Origin of the sequence: Acetobacter pomorum (assembly GCF_002738225.1) — a bacterium.
Taxonomy (GTDB): domain Bacteria; phylum Pseudomonadota; class Alphaproteobacteria; order Acetobacterales; family Acetobacteraceae; genus Acetobacter; species Acetobacter pomorum.
The window spans coordinates 22,228-44,946 of record NZ_PEBQ01000083.1 but is presented as its reverse complement, the minus strand read 5'-3'; the positions used below and the strand labels follow the sequence as shown (position 1 = coordinate 44,946).

Genomic DNA, 22,719 nt, shown 5'->3' with positions numbered 1-22,719 from the left:
CCTATTAGATTAAAGAAGCAAGAACGCACATAAATAGCCGATAGTGTCAGGAATGATACCATGCCCCGTATTCGTCACACCACATTGACATGCAGCCCTGGTTGTACTGTGGAAGCCACGCTTGAATTATTTGGTGGGAAGTGGAAGGCGCTTATTCTTTACCATCTGTTTGAAGATGGTGTGCTGAGATTTAGTGAATTTCGCCGCCGTATGCCAAACGTAACACAACGTATGCTGACCAATCAGTTACGGGAATTGGAGGCTGATGGGCTGATTTCTCGCACCGTTTTTCCTGAAGTGCCTCCACGGGTAGAATATGAACTGACCGACTTGGGGCAAACCCTCAAGCCGGTCATCCATGCCTTAAAAACATGGGGTGATAAATATGCCCATAGTCTGAAGCCAGAAAAAGAATAGATTTCTCTGCTTAATCCAGTTTTTCCCGTTGCCAGAAGCGGATATTCCCGCAGGTTTTGACAAATGCGCTGACAGCGTTTTTGTCATCCAGCTTGATGCAGCCTTTATCCATATTGTCTGCCAACCCCACCTTTTTAAAGAAGGTGCAGACTTCTGGAGAATAGCCAATAAATTTGCAGTGTGTGAAAGCGTCACTCAGAAAATCCTTGGCCGCAGGAATACTGGCCAACTCTTTTGAACCCTCTTTGGAGGCAAGAATAGCTACCGCATCGTAAAGGACCGATGGCCCACCATCTATTTTCTGCTGCGCTGCAACCTTGGTGCCATCGGAGAGTGTAATGCCTCCAATTTTAGGGGCGACCACTTCATAATCGGCTTTTTCTGCCTTGATGGCGGCAATAAGCGCGGCAAAAAGATTTGCATCTACGCCATCTGTTGCCAAAATACCCATTTTTCGGCCAGCAAACTTCTTTGGTCCATTTTTAATGATACTGAGCGCATCGGAAGGCAGAAGATCAGTGCGTGTAGGTTGTGTTGCCAAGGCTGGCTGAGGCAATGGCAAACCAAGACCATCTGCTACTGTTGTTGCCAAATTCTCATCAATATGCAGCAGGTGTGATACAACGCGGGAGCGGATATCGGGCCGTTCCACCTTGCTCAGCTCAAATGTAATGGCGTCTGCTATATGTTTCTGCTCAATCGGTGTCTGGCTGATATAAAACTGGCGGGGTTGGCTATAGTGGTCTGCGAAGCTTTCAGGGCGAAGCCGCCGTTTGGGGCCGGTTTCATCACTTGCAAAACTCCGAAATCCCTGCTCTGGATTTTCACGTGGGCCACCGGCAGCACCCCAACTGTTTGGTTCATAATTGGCGCGGCCTACAGGGTTACGCATGGCCATATGCCCATCTTGCTGAAAATGGGCCATCGGGCATTTGGGTGCGTTAATAGGAATATGCGTAAAATTGGGGCTGCCAAGGCGCTTTATTTGCGTATCCAGATAAGAGAAATTGCGCCCCTGCAATAATGGATCGTTTGAAAAATCAATACCGGGCGGAACATTCTGCGTGCAGAATGCAACCTGCTCTGTTTCAGCAAAAAAATTATCCACAACGCGGTCCAGTACGAGCCGCCCCACTTTTCTGATAGGCACCAGCTCTTCTGGTATAAGTTTGGTGGGGTCTAGCACATCAAAGTCAAACTTTTCGGCAAAGTCTTCATCAAAAAGCTGCACGCCCAATTCCCATTCGGGAAAATCTCCGCTGGTAATCGCATTCCACAGATCCCGACGATGAAAATCAGGATCTGCACCATTGATTTTCACAGCTTCATTCCAGACCACAGATTGCAGGCCCTGTTTGGGTTTCCAGTGAAATTTTACAAAAGTGGAGCGGTCATTGTTGTCCAGAAAACGGAATGTATGCACGCCAAACCCTTCCATAAAACGGAAGGAGCGTGGAATGCCCCGATCAGACATAACCCACATGATCATGTGAAAGCTTTCTGGCGTGAGTGAGATAAAATCCCAGAAATTATCATGGGCTGATTGTGCCTGTGGAAAATCTCGGTCTGGTGCGGGTTTTACGGCATGCACCATATCGGGAAACTTGATGGCATCCTGAATGAAAAATACTGGAATGTTGTTGCCAACCAGATCCCAGTTACCTTCCTTGGTATAAAGTTTAACGGCAAATCCGCGTACATCACGCGCAACGTCAAATGAACCTTTGGAGCCAGCAACCGTGGAAAACCGCACAAAAGCAGGTGTGCGTTCCCCTACGTTTTGAAAAATGGCGGCACGGGTAATATCCTGCAGGCTCTCTGTAAGCTCAAAATAACCATGTGCCCCATAGCCACGTGCATGCACAACGCGTTCGGGGATCCGCTCATGATCAAAATGAAAAATCTTTTCCCGAAAATGAAAATCTTCCAGCAGGGCTGGCCCACGCGCACCATAACGTAGAGTATTCTGGTTATCTGCTATGGGAATACCTTGGGCAGATGTAAGGGTTGCAACCTTTTCCCCTGCTTTCTGGTGGGTTTCTCCCCCATTTCCTTGTTGTTCTGTATAGCTTGGTTCAATTTTATCGGAATCTGCCTTTAAACCGTTTGTTGCAGGCTTGTTTGGTATATTTTTTTTAGCCGCCATGTTCTCCCCCTCGCCATTATTCGGCAGGAGCGTCGCCCTTGTCTCTCTTTCAAATCGTGCGTCTCTAAGGTTTCGTCGCTCCCCGTATTCAAATTTATACGTATGAAATGCCGAATAGTTTCAACGCCACGGCACAGACACACAGGCACAAAATGTGTTATGTTTTGAGCATGGCAATTTCTATTCTTCCCACCATCTCTTTGGCTGATTCCGAACTGGAAATCACCTATATCCTGGCATCTGGCCCTGGGGGGCAAAATGTCAACAAAGTTGCAACAGCGGCCCAGTTACGGTTTGATGCAGCGCGTTCCACGTCGCTTCCAGAACGTGTGCGGACACGCTTACTGGAACTGGCGGGCAGCCGTGCCACGCGTGAGGGTGTGATTGTTATTACTGCACGGCGCTTTCGCACGCAGCAGCGAAACAGAGAGGATGCTGTGGAACGACTGGCCGCCTTGATACGTGAAGCCGCGCATCGCCCGGCTTTTCGTGTTGCCACTCGCCCCAGTAGAGCTGCACGTCAGAGGCGGTTGCAAGGCAAGGCACACCGAGCGCGTATTAAACAAGGACGGTCTGTTCGGCTTGATGACTAATAACGAATTATAACCGATATAGATCACCCTGATTTTTGTATTAAAAATTATTTTCCAAATTTGATACTTTAAGATGCCCTTCGTGCAGGAACATTTTGTCTGCATCGGCGTTTAATAGCCACTCAATATCTGGAAGGTAGAGTTATATTCTATCTCTCCAGTTTCTTGCCTTTTCTTTTTACAAAGTCTCGCAAAAAGCAGCTTGAATGTCTGCTGGCATTTCCTCTTGGCTGGAGAATGAAAATGCGTGTCCCTTTTACAAATCATCATGCCCTACCTGTTTCTTTGCAGACTAAAAAACAGGTGGAACAAAACAATGTTCCTGAAAAAATTATGGAACGGGATACCCGGACAGAACCGGATAAGACGATAAAACCCCATAATTTGTTGGATAAAAAATATTTTACTACCACTGTGAAAACAAGAAAAAGCCTGTTCAGAAAATAATAAAGACATCTTTTACCTTGTCTTTATTTATTGGGGATTGAGTGCATGTATACAAAGCAATCTTTAAATACTCCCCTCAAAAAGACAGGTCGTTCATTTTTGCATCGTGTGTTTGGGATGCATGCGCACATCAACATGCAGGAAGATCCCTACCCGATAAAGAGCGAAATTTTCGGTATTGAACGTCTGGAGGCACATGCCAAAAGCTTGGCGGCGGCGCAGGGTATTATACCCGCAAAGTATAACCGGCGTGGCCAACCCCTTAAACGCCGACTGGCCGAAAATGCTGCGTTTCTTGCCGCCGCCAACGAAACAGTAACAAAGGCAAGCCAAAGAGGCCGCCAACTGCCCCCAGCTGCCCAGTGGCTGGCAGATAACTATGCACTTATTGATATGCAGATTAGAGAGATAAGCCTAAATCTGCCTATTGGATATTATACACGCCTGCCTAAGCTTGCGAATGGCCCTTTTGTGAATTTACCGCGCGTTTTTGGCATTACATGGGCTTTTGTTGCCCATACAGACAGTTACCTTCAACCGGATTTCTTACGCAGGTTTTTACTGGCCTACCAAACGGTTTCTCCCCTTACAATAGGAGAGCTTTGGGCTGTACCCATTACTTTACGCATTGTGCTTATAGAAAACCTGCGGCGTGTTGTAAGTGCAATTATAGAGAGCCACATAAGCCAGCAAACGGCTGATGTATTGGTTGAGCAACTGACATATGCCCGCAAGAACGATATTACGGCAATATCTGCCATATTGTCCAAAGTAAATCCTAATATTATTACGCCTGCATTTACAGCACAACTTGCACATCGTTTAAGAGGCATGGACCCAGAAAAAGATCCGGTTCTTGTATGGCTGGAACAACGTCTGGAAGATAAAAATACAAATATTGAACAAGGTATTCAGGAATATCTGCAAAAACAAGGGGCATTTAACGCTACCATTCGTAATATCATCACCAGTTTACGACATATTTCTGAATCTGATTGGACAGAAATTTTTGAACAGGTGTGTCTGATTGATAAAGTATTTGCAGAATATGCAAGTTTTACATCAGCCGATTTTGCCAGCCGAGACCTTTACCGAAAAGCAATAGAAGATCTTGCCTTTGGCAGCAATGCAGACGAAATTGATATTGCCAAACAGGCTGTTTTTTTTGCGCAAAATGCCTCATCCACACATTCTGCTGATTTGCGTCAGCATGATCCCGGTTACTATCTGGTTATGGAAGGGCGTGCCATGCTGGAGGCCCATATAGGCTTCCGGCCCAAACTATCCAGAAAACTGGCTCAACTTTTCTGTCAAAGTGGCATTACAGGCTATGCCATAGCTGTTTTGATATTTGCTTTTATATTTCTACTTGGCCCTGTGTGGCTTTCCCTGCGGCAAAATACTTGGTTTCCGTGGGTTTTTTTGGTGACAATTCTGGCATTTCTGCCTGTATCCGAAACGGCTATTGCATGTATCAACTGGGTTACCTTACGCGCCACCAAGGCCACCATATTACCTGGCTTGGAACTGCTGGGGGATATTCCGGTTAAATTGCGTACAATGGTGGTTATTCCAGCACTTCTTACGAACAAAAATACAGTTAATGAACTTCTTTCCCGGTTGGAAATTCACTATCTGGCAACCCATGATAGCAGCGTTTACTTTGCCCTTCTGACAGATTGGCGTGATTATGCAGAGCCTACGGCCCCAGAAGATGATGCTCTTTTTCAACTAGCCCTAAAGGGTATTCTCCACCTTAATAAAAAGTATGGTTCTGTGCCCGATGGTAACAGATTTCTTCTCCTTCACCGGCGCAGAGTCTGGAGTGAGAGCGAAGGCGTCTGGATGGGATGGGAACGAAAAAGAGGGAAACTGCATGAGCTGAACCGTCTTTTACGTGGTGCATCCGATACCACATTTCTGGCAGAATGCTGCCAGAACATTCCCCAGTGTGTTAAATATATTGTCACACTGGATGCTGATACACGCCTGCCGCTTGAAACGGTTAAAAAACTGGTTGGCAAGCTGGCACATCCACTTAATGCCCCGCAGTTTGATGCCCAAACCGGGCGCGTGCGGCAAGGTTATGCCATTCTGCAACCGCGCGTTACACCCTCGCTTCCCATCGGGCACCAGAGCACGCTGTTTCAACGTATTTTTTCAACATCAAGCGGTATAGATGCCTATTCATCCGCCATATCAGATCTTTATCAGGACATGTTTGGTGAAGGCTCTTATGCAGGAAAAGGTATTTATGAAATAGACGCGTTTGAAGCCGCTTTGGCCGGGCGTGTGCCAGAAGCAACGCTATTAAGCCACGATCTGTTTGAAGGCATTTTTGCCCGTGCTGGCCTGGTTTCTGATATTGAGGTGATAGAGGAATTTCCGACAGATTACCTGGTTGCATCACAACGGTTGCATCGCTGGACACGGGGGGACTGGCAACTTCTGCCATGGATTGTTTCAGGCATATTTCGCACGCCCTCTCCTCGCAATAGCTTATCTGGAATTGCGCGATGGAAAATGATGGACAACCTGCGCAGAACCTTGTGTGCACCTTTCACTTTTCTGGCTCTGATTATCAGCTGGATTTTATTGCCAAATGATGCAGGTATCTGGACACTCTTTATTATCCTCATCATGGCACTTCCTGCATTTCTGCCTGTTATTCCAGACATTGTGCCCCGTCGGGAATGGATAAGTTTTCGTAGTTATTTTAGTATATTAGGAGATTCCTTTGCCAATGCGGTTGTTATGGCAGCCCTTAATCTCACATTTCTGGCGCATCAGGCATGTTTGTTGGGAGATGCCATTGCCCGTACTTTTGTGCGTGTTTTTATTACAAGGCGTTATCTGCTGCAGTGGGTTCCTGCAGCTCAAACCGCAGATCTCTTACAATCTGGTCTGTTCCAATATTATCTAAAAATGCTCCCTGCCCCGCTTATTGCCATACTTCTTCTGGGGCAAGTGGCGCTGCAAGATATGGGTAACCTGATCTTTATTGGTCCACTGGCTGTTTTATGGGTGTTTTCTCCAGCCGTAGGGTTATGGACAAGCCGGGCTGCTGTTTTAACAGCACAATCTCGGCCATCTCGTACAGATATCCGTACATTGCGCCTAACAGCGCGGAATACATGGCGCTTTTTTGAAGAGTTTGTCACAGCAGATGACAACATGCTTCCGCCAGACAATTTTCAGGAAGACCCAGCCCCTATTGTAGCCAGACGAACATCCCCAACAAATATAGGGCTTTATCTTCTGTGCACAGCCAGCGCCTATGATTTTGGCTGGAATGGTCTGGCTGATACAATAGAAAGACTTGAAAATACTTTTGAGACCTTGGAAAAACTATCAAAATACCGAGGCCATTTATATAACTGGTATAGTACGGCAGATCTGGAGCCATTGGCCCCTTTATATGTTTCCACAGTAGATAGTGGTAACTTTGCGGGCCATCTTGTTGCTGTGGCACATGCCTGCCAGGAATGGATGACAGATACACCCAAGCCTTCCATGTGGCGCGAGGGTATCGCAGATGCCATTACCCTTGCCATAACCGATCTTACTTTTCGTAATGGTGAGCGGTTACAAAACACAAAGCAGCAAAAAGTTCTTATTCGCGCATTGGCTAAGCTAAAAACATCTATTCTCGCTGCGCCTGAAGTAAAAACGGCAACCAATTTGCAAATACAGATCAAACAGGCACGCACTATAGCGGAGCATGCTACGCATCTTTATTCCGCAATATCCCTTCCCGCGCAAACATCTTCAGATCCGCATTTTTGGTCTATAGCTCCTCTCAAGGCGCTTGAAAGCCATCTGAAAGATTTTGAGGCTACACATATCGTAACCTTTGAAAGCCGCCTGAAAAGACTTCAGAACAAGGCAACGGCCCTTGCTTATGGCATGGATTTTGCCTTTTTGCGGGATCCGGCACGTAAACTTTTATCTATAGGGTTTGTGGTCACAGAAGATACACCCGATAGTAACTGCTACGATCTCCTAGCTTCAGAATCTCGCCTGGCTGTCTTTTTTGCCATTGCAAAAGGTGATATTCCAGCGCGGGACTGGTTTCGCCTTGGGCGTGCTCTTACGTCTGCTGGCAGTGGTGCTGCACTGGTTTCTTGGTCTGGCTCAATGTTTGAGTATCTCATGCCTTCTTTGGTCATGCGTGCTCCAATCGGCAGCCTGCTGCAGCAAACAAATGCCCTTATTGTGCAGCGCCAGATTGCTTATGGGCAATCTCATAACATTCCGTGGGGCATTTCGGAATCTGCCTATAATGTGCGGGATGTAGATTACACATATCAATATTCAAACTTTGGCATTCCCGGTTTGGGGTTAAAGCGCGGCCTCGGGCAGGATAAAGTTGTGGCGCCCTATGCCACCTTGCTTGCCTCTATGGTGGATCCGCAAAAAGCCGTTGCCAATCTTTTTATTCTGGAAAGAACCGGCGCACATGGCCGTTATGGATTTTATGAAGCACTGGACTATACGCCAGAGCGCGTGCCCGATGGGCAGGACATGGCTATTGTCCGGGCCTATATGGCGCATCACCAAGGCATGTCTATTCTTTCCGTAGCAGATGCGGTTCTGGATGGCATTATGAGAAAGCGCTTTCATGATGATCCTGTTATCGCATCGGCCGAGTTACTGTTGCAGGAACGTGCACCACGTACAGGCGCAGTTGCGCGCCCCTTGCCGATAGAAGAATATCCGCTCCCGCGTTCGGAATTACCACAAACGGCATCTGGCCGATATTACGGTACAGATTACACGCCAGCACCTGTTACGCATCTTCTTTCCAATGGCCGATATACAGTTATGCTGACAGCAGCAGGCTCCGGTTATACAATGTGGGGTGGACAGGCCATTACACGGTGGCGAGAAGACCCTACGCTGGATAATTTTGGCTCTTATTTCTATTTGAAAAATGTAAAAACAGGGAAAGTGTGGTCTGCTGGCATTCAACCCTGTGGGGAAGAGCCGGATGATTATGTATCCGTTTTTCATGAAGATCGTGCAGAGTTCACCCGGCGCGATGGTATTCTGACAACAACCGTGGAAGTGATGGTTTCTGCGGAAGATGATGCGGATGTACGTTACCTGACCCTTTTTAATGGGGGCTACGATACCGTTGAAATAGACATTACATCTTATGCAGAACTGGCTTTGCTGGCACCAGATGCCGATATTGCGCACCCAGCCTTTACCAAGCTGTTTGTGCAAACGGATTACCTACCCCAGTCCAAGGCTCTTATAGCCACACGCAGGCGCCGCACCCCAGATGATCCAGAAATCTGGGTGGCCCATGTAGCGGTCTGCACAACACCCATTACAGTGGAAACAAACCGCGCGCAGTTTATCGGGCGGGGCCATACGGCGCGCTTTCCTGCCGCATTGTTGGGAAAGGCGCAATTATCCGGCCAAACAGGAACAGTGCTTGATCCCTGCTTTGCCATACGTAGCCGCATCAGCATCAAAGCCGGTGCAACAGCTCGTATGTCATTCTGGACAATGGTTGCCCCCACACGCGAAAAACTGGAAAATCTGATTGAAGTGCACCAGGATGATACCGCGCTGGACCGCGTGCGTACATTGGCATGGACGCAGGCACAGATCCAGTTTCGGCATTTTGATATTACTCCTTCCGAAGCTGATCTGTTTCAACGTCTGGCAGGCCATGTACTGTTTGCCAATGCAGCGTTACGGGCGCCGTCTGCAACCATTATGCAAGGCATGGCGGCACAGCCAACGTTATGGGAGCAAGGGATCTCTGGTGATCTGCCCATAGTGGTTTTACGGATAACCGATACACCAGATACAGATATTATCCGCCAGGTTTTGCTGGCGCATGAATACTTGCGGCTGAAACTGGTGGCGGTGGATCTTGTTCTGCTTAATGAACACCCTGCCTCTTATTTGCAGGATTTACAAAATACTCTTGAAAATCTTGTTCGCGCCATGCCCAAGATCGCAACCGGTGCCGGTTCTATTTCTATTTTACGAACAGATATTATTTCTGCTTCCGTTAAAAATCTTGTTCTGGCAGCAGCTCGTGTTGTTCTTTCCGCTGATAGAGGGCTGGCAGAACAGCTTGATCAGGCCGATGAGGCCACACCTCAAAAATCTGTTCTCCTCCAAACACCGCATATTTTTGCATCCACGGCATTTAAGGTGCCGGATATTCCTGAACTGGAATTTTTTAACGGTTATGGTGGATTTTCCGATAATGGGCAGGAATATACGGTTGTGCTGGCCCCTGGCCATACAACTCCCGCCCCCTGGGTAAACGTTATTGCCAATGATGCGGCCGGTTTTTTGGCTTCGGCTGAGGGCAGTAGCCATACATGGACATTAAATAGCCGAGAACACCAAATTACGCCGTGGTCAAATGATCCTGTCAGTAACCAGTCAGGAGAAATTTTTTACCTGCGAGATGAAGACAGTCGGGTATTATGGAGCCCCACGGCTGTTGTGCGGCGCGATGGAGATGCAACTTACGTTGCGCGCCATGGGCGTGGCTATACACGTTATGATCGGATAGCCCACGGTATATCCAGCACTCTTTTGCAATATATGCCGGTAAAAGATTCAATAAAAATCTCGCGGCTTCAACTTCATAATCTTTCTGGGCATGCCCGCACTCTTTCTCTTACCGGGTATGTTGAATGGGTGCTTGGTACGGCCCGCGCCAAAACGGCATCTTTTATTACCACGGAAAGAGATGAGGTTACGAATGCACTGTTTGCGCGTAACCGCTGGAGCGCGGTGTATGGCAACCACGTTGCCTTTATAGATATTGGTGGTTACGTCACCGCATGTTCTGGAGACCGTACAGCCTTTATTGGCCGAAATGGTAATCTTGATAGCCCATATGCCCTTACTCTGGCAGAAACAGCACATGGCAGCACCGGTGCCGGGCTTGATCCGTGTGGCATGCTGCAAACACTTGTTTCCCTACCTGCTGATGGACGCGTGGAAATTGTGTTCCTGCTAGGAGAAGCTGAAAACGAGGATGAAGCCAGAAAATTAATTGTTCGCTACCGCACTATGGATCTGGATGATGTGCTGGATGCAGTCAAACAGCAATGGAGTCATATCTGTGGTTCCATTCAGGTAAAAACACCAGACCGGAGCATGGATATCATGCTGAATGGCTGGCTACTGTATCAAACACTCTCCAGTCGCGTACGCGCTCGGTCAGGATTTTACCAGGCGAGTGGGGCTTATGGTTTCAGAGATCAGTTACAGGATGGCATGGCCCTCGCCCTACCCTGTCCTGATTTGGTGCGTGAACACCTTGTGCGTGCGGCATCCCGCCAATTTGTGGAAGGTGATGTGCAGCATTGGTGGCTTCCGCAAACAGGGGCCGGTGTGCGCACCCATATTTCGGATGATTGCACATGGCTTGCCTATACGGTTGCGCATTATGTTACCACCACGGGGGATCACGCTGTTCTGAATGAAAACATCGGTTTTCTGGAAGCCCCTCCGTTACCGATAACACAGCACGACAATTTTATGGTGCCTGCACAGTCATCAGAAAGCGCCTCACTTTTCGAGCATTGTGCGCGTGCGCTTGATCATAGCCTTGCGGTCGGTGTGCATGGTCTGCCCCTGATGGGCACGGGGGACTGGAACGATGGTATGAACCGTGTGGGGGAACAGGGCCATGGAGAAAGTGTGTGGCTTGGCTGGTTTCTTTACACCACGCTTGTCACGTTTATCCCTATAGCACGCGCCCGTAATGAGACTATGCGTGCAGATAAATGGCACCACCATGCACGTAAACTTGCCAAGGCCCTGGAGCACGCATGGGATGGTGATTGGTACTTGCGGGCTTATTTTGATGATGGCACGCCGCTGGGCACTCACACCATGCCAGAATGCCAGATAGATGCCATTTCTCAATCATGGTCAGTTCTTTCTGGTGCAGCCTCTCCCGAAAGAGCCAATCATGCCATGCGTTCTGCCATTCATAAGCTGGTACGGCATCAGGATGGGCTGATCCTTGTGTTGACGCCACCGTTTGATAAAGCCATGCCAGATCCTGGCTATATCCGTGGGTATCCGCCAGGTATCCGGGAAAACGGCGGGCAGTACACACATGCGGCCTTATGGACCGTTATGGCCATTGCGGCTTTGGGGGATGGCAATCTGGCGCAAACATTGTTTCATATGCTTAACCCGATAACACATAGCCAGACACCGGAACGTGCCATCCGTTACAAACTGGAACCCTATGTTGTTGCTGCAGATATTTATTCCGAAGCCCCACATGTTGGGCGTGGAGGATGGTCATGGTACACGGGTTCTGGTGGCTGGATGCAGCGTGTGGGAAGCGAGACCATTCTTGGTGTGCGTGTGCAGGCTGACAAGCTCTTGATAGATCCGTGTATTCCGCAGCATTGGCCGGAATTTGAGGTTACACTGCAATGGAAAACAGCGCGTTATATTATTGCGGTTAAAAATCCGGATCATGTTTGCCGCGGTGTAAGAAAAATAACCGTAGATGGTGTGCAAAGCTCCACACTGCATGAACTGTGCATGAAAGATGATGGCGCTGTGCATAAAGTAGAAGTGATCCTTGGTTCCTGAATATCTGATAAACAAGGAACGAATACATCTGCCTTCCATTCATGCCTTCCGCAGGGAGACCAATATGCGCCGTATGTTTTTCATCAGCTCTTTTCTTTTTATGGCCTCACCGGTGCTTGCTGCCTCACTCCCCGCTCCTGTCGCGCTGACACATGTGCGCATTGTGGATGGCACGGGCGCAACACCTATAGAGGATGCAACACTGGTTATGCAGGGAGACCACATTCTTGCGCTTGGTAAAAATGTGGCTATTCCCAAACACGCCAAGGTTCTGGACCGCTCAGGAGATACCGTACTACCTGGCATTATTTCAGATCACAGCCATGTTGGGCAGTATGAGGGGGTGACCACAGGCCCCGAATTTTACACACGCGCCAATATTATTGCCGCCCTTGATCAGTATCGGCATTATGGTGTGACTACAGTGACCGCCTTGGGTAATAACGTGCCGGATGTGTTTGATCCACTTCGCAAGGAAGCACATGCAGGTCAAACCCCTGCTGACCTGTTTGGGGTAGATCATGGTATTGGGGTGCCAAAAGGTGCTCCACCTGTTCATGTGGCGCCCAATCAGCTCTTTCGCCCCAGAACCATTGGTGAAGCCCGTGAGGCGGTGGATACCATGGCAGATGAAGGCACAGATCTGGTTAAAATCTGGGTTGATGATTTTGATGGTACATTACCGGTTAAAATGAGCCCGGATATTATTGCCGCTGTTGTAGATGAATCTCATAAACGCAAACTGCGTGTGGCAGCGCATATTCATGATCTGGAAGATGCCCAGCACGTTGTGGCAGCAGGTGTGGATATTCTTGCTCACGGTGTTCGGGACAAACCTGTAACACCGGAGTTGATTGCACAACTTAAATCACGCGGAATCTGGTATATAGCTACTCTTCAGCTGGATGAAGCCACCACTGCATGGGCTGACCGCATGCCGTGGACACAAACACCATTTGCGATGGCTGGTCTTTCTGCGCCTCTTTTACAACAGATCAATAATCCTGCATGGCAGGCGCAACATAAAGCCGGAAAACAGGCCGATTTTGCCCGTACATCCTTGGCAATGAATCTGCAAAATCTGAAAACGCTGCATGATGCGGGCGTAAAAATCGGGTTTGGCACAGATAGCGGAGCCACACCATTGCGCGTGCCCGGTGTTGCAGAGCACCGCGAACTGGCGCTTACGGTACAAGCTGGTCTCACGCCGCTGGAAACCCTGCATATTGCCACCCAAAATGCCGCAGATTTATTGAATCTTTCTGATCGTGGGGTGCTGGCAGCAGGTAAACGGGCAGATTTACTGATTGTTGCAGGCAACCCGGCTGCGAACATTGCTGATGCCGACAGAATTGTTGAAACATGGGAAAATGGAAATGCCATATCCGGCCCTGTACCGCAGCAAATAACACATTAAATGGCGTTTTATTGGACCAGTGTATGATATGACGTGCACAAAAGGCATGGTCCTGATACGTTACAGAATACCGAGGGGTGCCCTGACATGGGGCTGAGATATTGCAGAGCCTGCAGGCAGCGCAATGACCCTTTGAACCTGATCCGGGTTATGCCGGCGAAGGGACAGGTTTTTCCCTTTCCTTTTTGCTGGAATTACCCAACACAGCGCCATTTTCTGGCGGAAAGGAAATTGCCTGACCATGATCGCCAATGTTTTGAGTATTGCGGGTACTGACCCAACAGGTGGCGCGGGTATTCATGCTGATATTAAAGCATTTTCGGCTATGGGCGCTTATGGCATGGCGGCCATTACAGCCGTGGTTGCCCAGAACACACAGGGTGTGCGGTCCTTTGTCGCATTAGATCCGCAATTTGTGGGCGAGCAGATTGATAGCGTGTTTGATGACGTACGAGTGGATGCTGTCAAAATCGGGATGGTGCCCAATAGCAGCATTGCCGAGGTTATTGCTGAGCGGCTGCATCAGCATCGTGCAAAGAATATTGTGCTTGATCCGGTTATGGTCGCCAAAAGTGGGGATCACCTTCTGGAAGGTAACGCAGTGTGTGCGATCAGAAGCCTGCTGGCCCCGCTTGCAACACTCATTACCCCCAATCTGCCAGAAGCTGCTGTTTTGCTGGATGCCCACCCGGCATGGACATTGGATGAAATGCGCATACGCGTAAAAGAACTGGCCAGGCTGGGGTCCAAATGGGTTTTGTTAAAAGGCGGCCATCTTGAGGGCTCGGCAGAAAGTGTTGATCTGCTTTACGGCCCGGCTGGAACCGTTGAGTTTGCAGCCCCCCGTATCCATACGCACAATGATCATGGAACTGGCTGCACCCTTTCTGCCGCAATCGCAGCGCTTCTGCCTTCCATGTCGGTTGAAGAGAGCGTGCGTGAAGCAAAATTATACATGCACGGTGCACTTGCCGCGAGTGATCTGCTGGATGTTGGGCATGGACATGGCCCTTTGCATCATTTCCACCGTGTTTGGAAATGATGCAAAGGAACCTGAATATAAAAGGGTTTTATCGGCATCAAAGTGAATGATGCCGATAAACAGGGTTTGTTAGAGCGAAATATCCACTTCCCGAATACCTGCACGCTGTGCGGCATCCGGGTGCCCCTGATGGAAAGGTTCATCGGCAAGAAGCTTTACGTCACTCAGTTCGGACACAGCAATGCAATCCCACTGCCCCTGTGCCGGAACACGTTTTTCATGGGCATCAACACCGCGATACATCAGAACTTTTTCTACCCCATCACCCTTACCCAGAGCGTGAGGAGAACCAACCTGGGGTTTATCATGAAGTGTAAAAGCCACGGCCTTTTTCTGTTCAATGGCCGTACGTAAAATGCTGTAAGCTGACATGGATCGTTTTCCTCTTCGCAGGAATAATGCTCTGGCCCAATTTATCTTGAAAACACATGCAACCTTTTAGGGCTGTGTGCAGGCCTGTTATTGGGTTACCCCCCTTTGCCTGCAAAAGCGAGAGAGTGTGATATAGGAGCAGCCATACCTGACCCTACAACAGAACAGCTCTGCTGATCTCTGGCTTGTATTTGAATATTCCTGCTATTTTCCGGGCAGAATGCTTGTGTAACATGCTACTCTTTCTTGACAAAAGGCAATTTATATCCCTTTAACAAGGGCGTAATTTGGAGAGGGTTTTTGTCTAGATCAGCCACCACTCATGCAAAAATGCGCCTGTTTGCCAGCCGATGGCTGGTGGCCATTTGCGTTATGATAGGACTGATTGGCCAGCTTTTTCTCCAAAGTCATGCGCGGTTGGGAGAAATGCCCCGCGTTACGTTTGAGCGCTTAACCGGCCTTCATATTGGCTCTGGCGTTAAAGCCCCGACGTGTTCAGATATGGATGATGCAATGGTGATGCCTGATGAAGACAGGCATGATTCCTCACACCATTCGCATGATGACAACGGGTTCTGCCCGCTTTGCCCTTTGCTTCAGCTACCTGATATTGCCTTTATCGGGTTTTTGGTTGCTCTAAGCATTTTGCTGCTGGAAAAGCGGCAGATCTACCATGATCGTGCACCCCGCGCACCTCCTGCGGGCTTTTTTACCGGTCTTCCTTATACACGCGGTCCTCCTCTTTCCCTGTTACGGCTCGCCTGACAGGGAAAGAGGTTTTTGCTGCTGCTTTTTGTGATACCGCACAGATTATATGTGCGTAATTCACACATCATCCTTCTTTAACAGGATGAAGCGTGCCCCTGCCCTGTCAGCCTTTAAGTATAATGCTGTCAGGACAGATAGATATGTCTCGCGTTTTTCAAATATACCTCTGTTTGGGGGGGATAGCAGGTGGTGTTGTGCTTATTTACACACCGCATGCTTTTGCAGATGTTCTTTCGGCACAGGCACAACCTTCGGGTTCTGTTAAGCAAACCCCTGCGCGTGCAACAAAAGATGGCAGTTCATCCGCAAAAAGCAGTTCTGCAGCCAATGTGTTGCATCAGAACATTACTGTGTATGGGTCTGGTTCTCGGCGTTCCTACACTGTGCCAACAGTAGAGGCATGGGGGAAATCTCCGGTTGCACTAAAAGATATTCCGCAATCTGTCTCTGTCATTACACAACAGCGCATGGAAGATTCCAACATGCTGACCATGACAGACGCCATGCGCCAGATAAACGGTATTCGTGTTCTACCGGCTTCTACAGCCAATTCGAATTTTTATTCACGCGGTTATCAGCTGACCACTTCGGTAGATGGCACGCCGAATGCTTCTGGCACCCTGAATAACGCCAGTTTTGATCTTTCCATGTATGACCGGATTGAGGTGCTTCGCGGATCTTCCGGCCTGCTGCAGGGAGCTGGTGGCGCAGGTGGTGTTGTCAACGAGATTACCAAAAAACCCGGTCAGGATTTTGCCCTGAGTGGTGCTGCCTCAATCGGCAGCTTTAACAACTACCGCGCAGATGTGGATATGACGGTAGCATTAAACAGATCAAAAACGCTGCGTTTCCGCACGGCCGATGTGTTTGAAGATAATGATTACTTTTATAAATATGCCAATACCCGCAAATGGCAGGCCTATGGCGTATTGGAGTGGGATATAACGCCACGCACCACTTTTATGGTCTCTCATGCAGCGCAACAGCAGGATAATCAGGCCCCGTATTATGGTTTGCCGCTGACAACCGCCAATACACTCTGGTCTGGCAGCCGCTCGGCAAACCCAAGCCAGAGTTGGGGTTACGCCAATTACATGACACAGCAGACCATTGCCTCGCTTAACCAGAAACTTTGGGGAGACTGGCAGGCAACCGCGCGTGGCACATTTTATGATCAGAGTTATGACACACTTTACAATGAGCCATGGACCCAAATAGATGCGTCCACTGGGCGCCTGCAATATCAGGATCAAGGTATAGCCGCTTTTAAAGGTACGAATGTTTCGCGCTCAGCAGATATTTATGCACAAGGCAGTTTTCATTTTCTAAACCGCACACATCATGCCCTCTTTGGCTTCAACTATAATTCTTATGAACAGGTGACGCAGTATGCGAATGTAAACTGCAATGCCGTCTATAATAACGTAAGCATAAACAATACGAATGTTGTTAAAAAACCCTCCGCAAGCTGTTTGAACTACGCCACAAATGCTGACGGATGGGGCACGGACGACTACGCCTACCAATGGGGATTTTATGGACAGCTACGCTTTGAACTGACCAAAAAACTCTCGCTCATTCTGGGTGGGCGTGTCTCTCGTTATTACGAAAAACTTCGGAATATTGCCCCAGCACCCGCAACAAACTGGCAGACAACCTCCAGTATTCATGGAGAACTTACACCTTACTTGGGAACTGTGTATCAGATTACACCTCATGTTTCGTGGTATGCCAGTTACTCCAGTATTTTCACGCCCTCTGTGGGCAAGCAAACCTATCATGGTGGAGGGCTGACACCCCAAAGAGGCAACCAGATTGAAACCGGCTTTAAGGCGGAATATTTTCATGGCCGTCTGAACATTTCTTCAGCCCTGTTTCGGATGGAAAGTGTGAACCAGCCGGTGCAAGATCCGCTACATTCACAGTTTTACGTCACAACAGGGCCTATCCGTCGCCAAGGTTGGGAAATGCAGATTGATGGGCAGATCCTGCCAAATCTGGATGTTTCCATTGGCTACACGTATCTGGATACCAAGGTTTCCAATTCCCGCGTAAGTGACTTTGGGGGTGTTTACTCACCTCATCACATGTTCAAATCCTGGGTGCACTATACTGTGCCCGATGGGTGGCTCAAGGATCTGCATATTGGGGCGGGAATAGATGCCAACAGCAACCTGCGTGGAAGTTATGCCACCACCGTGCAGGGTGGATACATGACAATTGACAGCATGATTGGCTACAAAATTAACAACAATCTGCGCTTGCAACTTAACGCTTACAACCTCACAAACCGGCATTATTACGAACGCGCCAGCGGTATATGGCAGTTCAACTTCCCTGCGGCTCCTCGTAACTTCATGGCAACACTTCGTGCTACGTACTAACAAGCCCTCTCCTTCCCATTCCCTTCCAAACTGGAAAATCCTGGTTCCGTATTGGGTATCGGAAGAAAAATGGAAAGCATGGGGGCTATTGGGGCTGATTATTGGCCTTTCCCTGCTTTATGTGCGTACTGCCGTATGGTTTGGCATTTGGGATCAAAAGTTTTTTGATGCCTTTTTTGCCTTCCATATTGGGGCAGCCCTTGGCATGCTACCGCTTTATATTGCCATGAGTGCCCTATCTGCCGGGGTTTATGTGTTGCAGACCTATCTGACACAGATCCTTTCCATGCGTTGGCGCTTGTGGAATACAAACATCTACCTGCAACACTATCTGCAAAATACCACTTATTATCGTCTGGAACATGATGCCCGCATACGGGCAGATAACCCGGACCAACGTATTGCAGATGACCTGGCGCAAATGACAACTCTTGTGCTGAGACTGGGGCTGGATGCCATTCAGGCTGTTATGACGTTGCTGTCTTTTTCCATTGTCTTATGGAATATAGGTGGTGCTCTTCCCGTTCCTTTTGGGGGGCATGTTTACCATGTTCCTGGGTATCTGTTTTTTGGAACAGTCATTATTTCCATACTTGTTTCACTTTTTATGGAAAAAGTGGGAAGTCCACTGGTAAATGCTGACTATCAGCAGCAACATTACGATGCAGATTTACGCGCAAGTCTGCTTGATCTGCGCCGCGATGCGGAGCAAGTCGCGTTTTATAAAGGGGAAGATGCTGAACACCTGCGTTTTTCCACGCATCTTGCTCATATTGCCAAAAATTGGCGCAAGGTTGTGCGTTATACTTGGCGGGCCAATTTTGTAGGCACATTTTATAATCAAACAGCCTCTGTTATCCTGTGGGTTCTGCTTGTGCCCAAACTGTTGGACCACACACTGACTGTTGGCACTTATGCGCGTATTAACGCTGCTTTCATGCAGGTAAGGCGTAGCCTGCAATGGTTTATGGATAATTACACAGATCTGGCCACCTTGCGCGCCACTCTCCAACGTCTTGCTGAGTTTGAAGGTGTGATGCAGCAGATGCCCTCGCAAGGTATACTCTGTAAGCCCACACACAATTTAACAGTTTCAACCCATAATCTGGTTCTCAATCTACCTTCCGGACAATCATTGCTGGACGTTGGTGATCTGACATTTAAAGCCGGTGAGCGATGGGCTATTTCTGGTGCTTCTGGTAGCGGGAAAAGTACTTTTTTGCGGAGTTTGGCAGGGCTATGGCCATATGGTAGCGGAGAAGTCTGCCTGAATAGCGCAAAATCCATGTTTATTCCCCAACAAAGCTACGTGCCATCGGGCTCCTTAAGGCAAGCTCTTGCTTATCCTCTCCCTCCAGAACAGCATGATCTACAGGCTTATGTGGCTGCACTCCATGCTGTTAATCTGGGAAATTACGTGCCACACCTAGATAACGAGCAGGTATGGAGCAACATTCTCTCTGGCGGGGAGCAACAGCGTTTGGCCTTGGCACGTGCCTTTTTGGTTCGTCCTTCCATCCTGTTTCTGGATGAGGCCACCTCTGCCATGGATGCAGAAAATGAGCGCTGGTTATATGGCGCACTACTCATGCATTTACCACACTGTACGCTCATCAGCATCACGCATCATGAAGCGTTGAATGCTTACCACCAAAAGCAGATTATTTTACAAAATGGCAAGGCATTCTTCTAGCTCCTTTGTATTGAGGCAAGATGCCATACGTTTGCACATTATAGGAGAGCCCACATATGCCTATACGCATTGGCGTTGCAGGCTGGTCGCTTCCCAGTCAAGTTTCTACAGAATTTCCTACTGTTGGCACGCATCTTGAACGCTATGGAACACGCTTTTCAGCTGTAGAAATTAACAGCAGTTTCTATCGTCCGCATCAGCGCAAAACTTACATGCGCTGGGCAGCAAGTGTTCCACCAGACTTTCTGTTTTCCGTCAAACTTCCCAAAGCCATCACGCATGAGCGCCGCTTTATAGGATGTCAGGATCTGGTCGCGCGCTTTGTGGAGGAAACAGACGGCTTAGGTAAAAAACGTGGGCCCATTCTGGTTCAGCTTCCGCCAAGCTTTGCCTATCCGGGAGAAATTGCCGAACATTTCCTTCATGATCTTAAAGCCATGATCAACGGTCCCGTTGTTTTGGAACCCAGACATGCCAGTTGGTTTTTGCCGGATATAGATATGATGTTGAAAAAACAGCATATCTCACGCGTTGCCGCAGATCCTGCCAAATGCGCCCAAGGCGCGCACCCCGGCGGCTGGAACAGCCTTGCCTATTTTCGGCTCCATGGCACGCCCCGTATTTACGAATCACCATATAGTGCAGAGGCTATTTTGAAGCAGGCTAAGATGATTGCTGCGTTAAACGCATGTGGCACCGATGTCTGGACCATTTACGATAATACTACTTTTGGTGCCGCTACACAAAACGCGCTAGAACTTATGAATATGGTGCAAACAATGCCGCTGCCCCATAATACAACCTCGCCCTAACCGGCTTTGGGAGAAAACGGATGTGTAATCTTTATTCCATGACCTCAAACCCGCAGGCAATCCGCAAGGCAGCAAAGGTAATAGAAGATCACACTGGCAATCTTCAGCCTTTGCCGGAAATCTATCCAAACACTCTGGCACCCATTGTGCGTAATACGCAGCACGGGCGGGAGTTGATGATGGCACGATGGGGTATGCCAACACCTCCAGGATATCTCAAGGGCCATAAGGTGGATCGGGGTGTTACCAATATTCGCCATCCTGCCTCAACATGGTGGAAACGCTGGGAGGATGTCTCACATCGTTGTCTGGTGCCGTTAACGGCTTTTTCAGAACCCATGCGTCTGCCAGATGGTAAATCGCAACCCGTATGGTTTGTTCGTGCTGATCAAGAGCCTCTGGCCTTTTTTGCCGGGATATGGTGCCAGTGGACATCTATCCGCAAACTGGCTGACGGAGAAACAACGGATAATCTCTTTGGTTTTCTGACCACGGAAGCGAACCGGGAGGTTGGAGCCATTCACCCCAAGGCCATGCCAGTTATTCTCACTCAGCCGGAAGAACTGGATATATGGATGAATACGCCGATAGAAGACGCCCTTCAGCTGCAAAGGCCCCTTCCAGATGGTGTTTTGCAAGTTATAACACCTCATAAGACTGCTGAATAACGCGCCATCAAATATAAATATTTTAAACAAGGCTCTATTCCGGGCATGGACAGCAAAGTGCGAGAGCACTATTTTGCGCCGACCATGACCTCACCCAGCCCTATCCAGATCGGTATTGATTTCGGCACAACAAACAGTGTCATTGTCATTGTACAACCTGATCATTCTATTCAAACCATTCGTTTCCCCACCCCTGACGGTGGAAATTCCGAAACCTGCCAGACGCTTTTAGCCCTATGGCAGGAGGTTGAAGGAGGCAGACGTGTGCTCCAGCGGGCCGTTGGCCCCTATGCTGTTGAAGCGCATCTTGATGATCCCTCAGAAACGCGCCTTATCATGTCCATGAAATCCTATCTGGCCCAAGCCAGTTTTCGTGAGACACAGGTGTTTCACCAGCGCCTTTCGCTAGAAAGCCTTATCGCCACTTTTTTGCGGCAATTTATGGCTCTTGCCGGTATGGATCCGGCAGATTGCTGCGTTACGGTTGGGCGGCCCGTACATTTTGTTGGCAAAAATGCTGACAATGCCTTGGGGGAAGCCCGGCTACGCGCAGCTTTTGCGCAGGCAGGCTTTGCCGATGTTGCCGTTATGATGGAACCAGAAGCCGCAGGTTGGCGCTTCATGCAACGGCTGGATAAGCCCGCTACAGTGCTTGTGGGAGACTTTGGCGGCGGCACGAGTGACTTTTCCGTCATGCGGTTTGATCCTGCCAGTAACGAACCTGCGCAGCCCTTGGGCCACGCGGGTGTGGGGCTGGCAGGAGACCAGTTTGACTACCGTATTATTGATAATGTGGTTGCGCCTTACCTTGGGCGTGACTGTACATTCCGCATAATGGGTGGGGAACCTCTGCCGGTTCCGATAGAATGGTACCATGCCCTTGCCCGCTGGCATCGTCTTTCACTTATGCGCACACCGCGTATACTCAATGAGATTGCGGATGTGGCCCGAACAGCTTCTGAGCCGGAAAAACTGAAAAATCTTATTGAGCTTGTTCGTGAACAACATGGGCAGGAACTTTATAATGCTGTTTCGGCTACCAAACGTGCTTTGTCTTCGTCTGAAAATGCCGAACTTTCTTTTTCACAACCAGGTCTAGATATCAAAACAACAGTCTCACGTGCAGATTTCGATCGCTGGATTGCTCCTGATATTGCCAAACTTGGTGAAGGAATTGATCTTGCTTTGAAGAAGGCATCTCTTACACCAGACCAGATTGACCGGGTATTTCTAACCGGCGGCACATCTTTTGTACCCGCTGTGCGCAAACTGTTTACATCCCGTTTTGGGAAAGATCGGGTTGAACTGGGCGGAGAATTTGTTTCTGTTGCCGAAGGGCTAGCACTTGCCTCGGTTTAG

At 48.8% G+C, this 22,719-nt stretch carries 14 protein-coding genes and 1 riboswitch; of the genes, 12 read left to right on the top strand and 2 right to left on the bottom strand.

Annotated elements, in window-relative coordinates; translation table 11 throughout:
* The first annotated feature begins 60 nt into the window (after window positions 1–60).
* Window positions 61–417: a winged helix-turn-helix transcriptional regulator gene (locus CSR02_RS05350; protein WP_042787213.1), complete on the top strand. Its 357-nt coding sequence runs from the start codon at window positions 61–63 to the stop codon at window positions 415–417.
* 10 nt (window positions 418–427) lie between these two features.
* Here the strand turns inward: CSR02_RS05350 and katE are convergent, their stop codons facing one another.
* Window positions 428–2,563, bottom strand: a complete 2,136-nt coding sequence (gene katE / locus CSR02_RS05345; RefSeq protein ID WP_099540831.1) for a catalase — start codon at window positions 2,561–2,563, stop codon at window positions 428–430.
* A gap of 170 nt (window positions 2,564–2,733) precedes the next feature.
* Between katE and arfB the strand changes: the two genes are divergently transcribed.
* The 5 genes from arfB (at window position 2,734) to thiD (ending at window position 14,663) form a co-directional block, all read left to right on the top strand.
* A complete protein-coding gene (gene arfB / locus CSR02_RS05340) occupies window positions 2,734–3,156 on the top strand; it encodes an alternative ribosome rescue aminoacyl-tRNA hydrolase ArfB (protein WP_042787421.1) in 423 nt (140 codons plus the stop codon).
* Window positions 3,157–3,399: 243 nt separating this feature from the next.
* Window positions 3,400–3,603: a hypothetical protein gene (locus tag CSR02_RS05335; RefSeq protein WP_143225544.1), complete on the top strand. Its 204-nt coding sequence runs from the start codon at window positions 3,400–3,402 to the stop codon at window positions 3,601–3,603.
* A 135-nt stretch (window positions 3,604–3,738) separates the two neighbouring features.
* Window positions 3,739–12,204, top strand: coding sequence for a GH36-type glycosyl hydrolase domain-containing protein (locus CSR02_RS05330; RefSeq protein WP_244176801.1), 8,466 nt, complete (start codon window positions 3,739–3,741; stop codon window positions 12,202–12,204).
* Window positions 12,205–12,268: 64 nt separating this feature from the next.
* A complete protein-coding gene (locus CSR02_RS05325; RefSeq protein ID WP_099540845.1) occupies window positions 12,269–13,621 on the top strand; it encodes an amidohydrolase family protein in 1,353 nt (450 codons plus the stop codon).
* 63 nt (window positions 13,622–13,684) lie between these two features.
* A riboswitch (TPP riboswitch) is annotated at window positions 13,685–13,804 on the top strand.
* Between the two features lie 58 nt (window positions 13,805–13,862).
* Window positions 13,863–14,663 (top strand): bifunctional hydroxymethylpyrimidine kinase/phosphomethylpyrimidine kinase, encoded by an 801-nt coding sequence (gene thiD, locus CSR02_RS05320; protein WP_099540829.1) that lies wholly within the window; start codon window positions 13,863–13,865, stop codon window positions 14,661–14,663.
* A gap of 69 nt (window positions 14,664–14,732) precedes the next feature.
* On the opposite strand, the gene CSR02_RS05315 is transcribed toward thiD, so the two are convergent.
* A complete protein-coding gene (locus CSR02_RS05315; RefSeq protein ID WP_042787208.1) occupies window positions 14,733–15,035 on the bottom strand; it encodes a hypothetical protein in 303 nt (100 codons plus the stop codon).
* A gap of 300 nt (window positions 15,036–15,335) precedes the next feature.
* On the opposite strand from CSR02_RS05315, the gene CSR02_RS05310 reads away from it, so the two are divergent.
* The 6 genes from CSR02_RS05310 to CSR02_RS05285 all read left to right on the top strand — a co-directional run bounded on the left by CSR02_RS05310 (window position 15,336) and on the right by CSR02_RS05285 (window position 22,719).
* The gene (locus CSR02_RS05310) at window positions 15,336–15,800 is read left to right on the top strand and encodes a DUF2946 family protein (RefSeq protein WP_244176799.1); all 465 of its coding nucleotides are present in this window, start codon (window positions 15,336–15,338) and stop codon (window positions 15,798–15,800) included.
* A gap of 386 nt (window positions 15,801–16,186) precedes the next feature.
* On the top strand, window positions 16,187–18,187 hold the full coding sequence (locus tag CSR02_RS05305; RefSeq protein ID WP_099540844.1) for a TonB-dependent siderophore receptor: 2,001 nt from the start codon (window positions 16,187–16,189) through the stop codon (window positions 18,185–18,187).
* Complete coding sequence (locus CSR02_RS05300; protein WP_099540827.1) at window positions 18,174–19,880, top strand: ABC transporter ATP-binding protein/permease; 1,707 nt, start codon at window positions 18,174–18,176, stop codon at window positions 19,878–19,880. The genes CSR02_RS05305 and CSR02_RS05300 overlap by 14 nt, the downstream gene beginning before the upstream one ends.
* Window positions 19,881–19,936: 56 nt before the next feature.
* On the top strand, window positions 19,937–20,692 hold the full coding sequence (locus CSR02_RS05295) for a DUF72 domain-containing protein (protein WP_099540826.1): 756 nt from the start codon (window positions 19,937–19,939) through the stop codon (window positions 20,690–20,692).
* Window positions 20,693–20,712: 20 nt separating this feature from the next.
* Window positions 20,713–21,360 carry an SOS response-associated peptidase gene (locus CSR02_RS05290; protein ID WP_099540825.1) on the top strand — a complete coding sequence of 216 codons (648 nt, stop codon included), beginning with the start codon at window positions 20,713–20,715 and terminating at the stop codon, window positions 21,358–21,360.
* Window positions 21,361–21,405: 45 nt separating this feature from the next.
* Window positions 21,406–22,719 (top strand): Hsp70 family protein, encoded by a 1,314-nt coding sequence (locus CSR02_RS05285; RefSeq protein WP_099540824.1) that lies wholly within the window; start codon window positions 21,406–21,408, stop codon window positions 22,717–22,719.